This is a genomic window from Methylobacterium sp. Leaf469 (assembly GCF_001424745.1).
GTDB lineage: Bacteria > Pseudomonadota > Alphaproteobacteria > Rhizobiales > Beijerinckiaceae > Methylobacterium.
On the sequence record NZ_LMRE01000032.1, the window covers coordinates 1 to 4,767 of the forward strand.

Here is a 4,767-nt window from a genome sequence, read left to right on the forward strand (position 1 = left end):
GCGCCTGTCACCCTCCCGGATCTGGCCTTCCGGCTACCCATGGCCGCCACCATGCAGTAGCCTTCCAATTGGCTCGGTCCAAAATACCGGTCAGGTCACTCTGCACCAGGCCCGGGAAGCGCCCCCGCACCCAGGCCTCCTCCGCCTCCGCCAGAACTCGCCGCTTGCTCACCCGCCGCCCGAACGGATCGTAGCCGTACACTCAGACCTCGCCAGATGGCGTCTCGCACGAGACCAGACGGTCGTGCGCGTCCCGGCCGTAGCGCCAAACCTTCGGCCGGAACCCGTCCCGCTCCACTCGCCGCTCCACCACCCGCAAGCGCGCATCGTAGTTCAGCAGGATCGTCTCGCCGAAGGGCCCGCTCCACGCGGCCGCCGGGCGCCACCTGCCAGGGCCGCAGACGATCTTCCGCCGTTCCCGACTCCGCGAGGTTCAGGGCCGCGTCGTAGGCGAAGCGCTCCTCGCTCCCGTCGCCGTGACGCGTGCGCACCACCTGCCCGGCCGCGTCGGTCTCGTAGGTCGTCTCGCCCCAGCGCGCATCCGCGATCGCGCGAGGAGAGAAGTCGTGCGCCCAGGCGTAGGTCCGCTCCACCCCCGGCCCCGGCGGCAGACCCGCCGGACTCGGCTCGCGCCCGCCCCGCTGCCCGACCAGCTGGCCCACCGCATCCCAGGCCTGTTCCAGCCGGAACCCCGCAGCGCTCTCCCGCAGGAACTCGCGCCCGGCCACGTCGCGGGCGAAGCGCAAAGGCACATGCCCGCCGATGGCGATCCCCGAGAGCGCCCCGAATGGGTCGTAGGCCACCGCCACCAGCCGTTCCCCGATGCGCCGCTCGGTTCGGTTGCCGCAGCAATCGTAGGTGCTCTCCACCCGACGCCCGTTTTGCGTCTCCGCGGTCACCCGCCCGAGGGCGTCGCGCGCGAACTCCACCGTGGCGTCGGCGTTGACCGCCGCGCGCAGTCGACCGCAGGCGTCGTAGCGGTAGGCTGTCACCGCCGGCGCGGCGGCGCCGGGCGTCCAGGCCTCCTCGCGCAGGGGCAGGCCGGTGCGGTCGTAGGCGTAGGCAACGTGGGCCCCGTCCGCGTGGCGCATCTCTACGAGCCGGTCGGCGCGGTCGTAGGCGAAACGAGTGGTGAGACCAGAAAAGTCGGTCTCCTCCACCACCCGCCCCGCAGCGTCGCGGGTGAAGGTCCAGTGCCGGCCGAGCTGGTTCTCGACCCGCACCAGCCGCTCCTCGGCGTCGTAGGCGAGGTGCAGGCGCCCGCCCTTGGAATCCTCGATCGACTCCAGAAGATCGAAGGGTCCGTAGCGGTAGAGGGTGCGCCGGCCCTCGCCGTGGATGAGCGTCAGGGTGGCCTGCCGCGGCTCGGCCTCGCGCCGGACGGTGACGCCGTCGGGCCGCGTCAGGGCAGTGGGCGTCCAGAAGTGGGCACAGGGACGCTCGTCGTAGGCGAAGCGGGTTACCTGGCCAAGCGGGTCTGTGCGGGCGGTGAGGCGGCCGAAGGCGTCGCGTTCGAATAGGGTAGTGCCGCCGCGATAGTCGACGAGGCGCACGAGGTTGTGCTGCGCGTCGTAGTCGCGGCGCTCGATCAGGCCGTCGTGGCGCATGTTCGCGGTGAGCAGGCCGGCTTCGTCGGTGGCGTAGTCGGTGCGGTACCCGAGCGGGTCGACGGCCAAGACCAGGTTGCCCCGCCCGTCGTAGCTCCATTCCCAGGTCTGGCCGGCCGGGTCGATCAGCCGCTCGAGGCGCCCGTCCTCGTCGTAGGCGTAGGTGGTACGGTAGCCTGCCGGGTCGATCTCGGCGACCACGGCGCCGAACGCGTCCCGCTCGTAGGTGCGGGTTCGGCCAAGTCCGTCGGTCCGCGCGACGAAGTTCCCGTCCGCGTCGAACACGGTACGAGCCGGGCCGACGAGACGCGCATAGGCCAACGTTGTCGCCCGGGCCTCGGGCTCGTAGGCGAGAGTGTGGTCGAACACACCGCCCGGAGTCGTGACGGAGATCACGCGGTCCTGCCCGTCATAGGCGTAGGCGACCCGGGTCGCGACGCCGTCGTCGTAGGCGGTGAAGCGGCCTTCCGCGTCGTAGGTGTAGCGGAACGACCGGGCGTAGGTGTTGCGGACCTCGACCAGGTTGCCGTTCGCGTCGTAGGCGTAGCGACTGATCGGCCGGGTCTCGCCGCCGGGCGCGCGCAGGGTCACGCCGGAGCGCCGGCCGGCCTTGTCGTTCTCGAACAGCAGCGCGAACCCGTCCGACCGGTCGAGGCGCAGGAGCAGGCCGGCTGCGTCGCGCACGAGACGCGCGGCGTTGCCGTTAGGATCGCGTATCTCGGCGAGGCGCCACACCCCGTCCGAGCCACGGCGGAAGAGGCGGATCACGCCGTGCTCGCGCGCCGTGAAGGTCGCGTCCGGGCCGGCTGCGAGGGTGATCGCGGGGTGGTGGGTGTTGACGCTGACCTCGCCGATATTGGGCGCGGGGCGTGCGTAGTCGGCGGTGACGCCAGACGCCATGACGAAGAGCAGGCTGCCGTCCGGCTGCGCCGACAGGGTCTCGTCGAAGCTTCCGATGCGGTTGCACCCGAGCGGTCCGTCGCTGTCGAGGTCCGAGGCGTAGGCGCGCGAGAGGTCGAGTGGGAGGGTACCGTGCAGCAGAAAATCGACGTCGAAGGTGACCTTGGTCCCGTCGCGCAGTACCACTGGGCGGCGGCTGCAATCCTTGCAGACCTTACGTCCGCGGCCGAGCCGCTTCAGGATTCGCTCGCCCCCTTTCAGGAGACGCAGCCCGCGTTCGTAGAGGAGGTTTTCCGCCAGCACCTCGCCCGCCATCTGCGCGGTCGGTCGGTTCTCGGCGTCGACCTGATTGACGGCCTCGTTGACCTGCGTGTTGAAGCGATATCGCTCCGCAAGGGAGTTGCCTTCACCCGAACCGAGGAGGGCATCCACGCCGGCCGACAATTTGTCTGATAAGCCATTGGTCGCCGTGTTCGCGATACCGCGCACGAAGGGGTCGGCATGGCTGAGCCAGCCCATACCGGTCCGGGTCTCACGCACCGCGTTCAGGATTCGCCGACGGCGCTGCTCATCTGTCTCGGACGGCGCAGCCGATCCGCCTACGACCATCTTGCCGTTGGCGTTGCCATTCTGGACCGACTCGTTCGGCTGGCCTCCTTCACGTCCCCGCGAGAAGTTCGGTCCGGGCGGCGGGTCGGGCTCGCCGGCCGTGATCATGGGAAGCCTGACGCTGCCCTGACCACCGTTGGCATCCGAGCCACCGCTCACCCGCCTGCCCCCGCCCTTGCGGCACCGCACGCACAACGGACGCAAGTACCGGATGCTGAACGTGATCGATAAGTTCACCCGCGAGTGCCTGGCCATCCGGGTCGCCCGTAAGCTGAAGGCGCTGGACGTGATCGACGTGCTTTCGGACTTGTTCAGTTTGCGCAGGGTGCCCGGTCATATCCGCTCGGACAACGGGCCGGAGTTCATCGCCAAGGCCGTTCAGGACTGGATCGCAGCGGTTGGCTCGCGGACCGCCTACATCGAGCCGGGCAGTCCGTAGGAGAACGGATATTGCGAGAGCTTCAACGCGAAGCTGCGCGATGAACTCCTCAACGGCGAGGTATTCTACACCCTGAAGGAAGCCAGCGTCGTGATCGAGCAATGGCGGAGCACTACAACAGCATCCGACCGCACTCGTCGCTCGGCTACCAGCCGCCCGCACCGGAGGTCGTCATCTGGCCAACGGAACCGAACGGCTCACCGCCGCTCGCGCCCCCTGCCATCGTCACGCGACCGACGATGCACTATCCTCGATCCTGGGCCATCGAATGGGGGCAGGTCATTGGACGTGGCCGAGGCGGTGTCAGGAGCGGAGCAATCTCATCCCAGAGATCGTCGGGGAAAAGCGGTCTGGCCATGCCAAACCAACGCTGAAACCCCCATTCAGTGCCGTTCTGTTAGGCGCTCTAAGCCTGACATTTTACGTCATCTTCCTAATTCACATTAGATCAAGCGACGGATTTCCCAAAAGTGGGACGATTTTGCCGTTTGAGGGGCTTCTTAAATAAGGATCACCGTGCATCCTCTCAGATGGGCCTCGATTGGAACCATCAGGATATCTGTCATTAATTCTGATATGGCGCATACCTCAATCTATACTTGCATTAAAAGTGCGAGGTATTATTGTAATAATTCGGAGATATCATGTATATCCACTTTAATTCTTCATCATGGGGTTCCAAAAATGAGAAACTAATATTTTCGAAGATATGAGTATTTTCATTTTTTATGTTTTTATAAAGTTGTAACTGCTTTGTTTCCCATTTATTTTTTATTAAATTCCAAGAATATTCATATGAAAAGCCGAATTCTCGCATAAGCATAGATATCGCGTCTTTCAAAGAATCCTCCTCCATTATTGATATATTCAGCTCTGAGTCGGCATTTTCAATAGTCATTTTTTATCCTCAGTATATAATGGCTAAATTAGGGACGGATTACCGTTTAGCGGGCCGCGTGTTCCATTGGAGGGTTTTTTAAGTATGGACCGCTATGAATTGGATCGGATGGTCCTTTTATGCTTCCGTCAGGGTACCCATCATTTATCTGGAGGGGACGTATATTTAGACCCTGATCCGTTCTTGAGTGGGTTTTTACTCCAGCCTGCCTCGTCTCTTAGAGCCCGTCCGATAATGTCCGGCCGGGGTTGAGTGGCCGGGATGGCGGTGATTCCAGAAGGGTGCTGAAGCCTCATCTGGACGTGCCATGTGGA

Annotated in this window: 1 protein-coding gene and 1 pseudogene; one reads left to right on the forward strand and one right to left on the reverse strand. The window is 64.4% G+C overall.

The genetic code is table 11. The annotated features are described in order from the left end of the window. Nucleotides 1–95 precede the first annotated feature (95 nt). A complete protein-coding gene (locus tag ASG60_RS14090) occupies nt 96–3,224 on the reverse strand; it encodes a DUF6531 domain-containing protein (protein WP_056386257.1) in 3,129 nt (1,042 codons plus the stop codon). Between the two features lie 76 nt (nt 3,225–3,300). On the opposite strand from ASG60_RS14090, the pseudogene ASG60_RS14095 reads away from it, so the two are divergent. Further along, nucleotides 3,301–3,731: pseudogene (locus tag ASG60_RS14095) on the forward strand (integrase core domain-containing protein); the annotation flags it as partial. Nucleotides 3,732–4,767 lie beyond the last annotated feature (1,036 nt).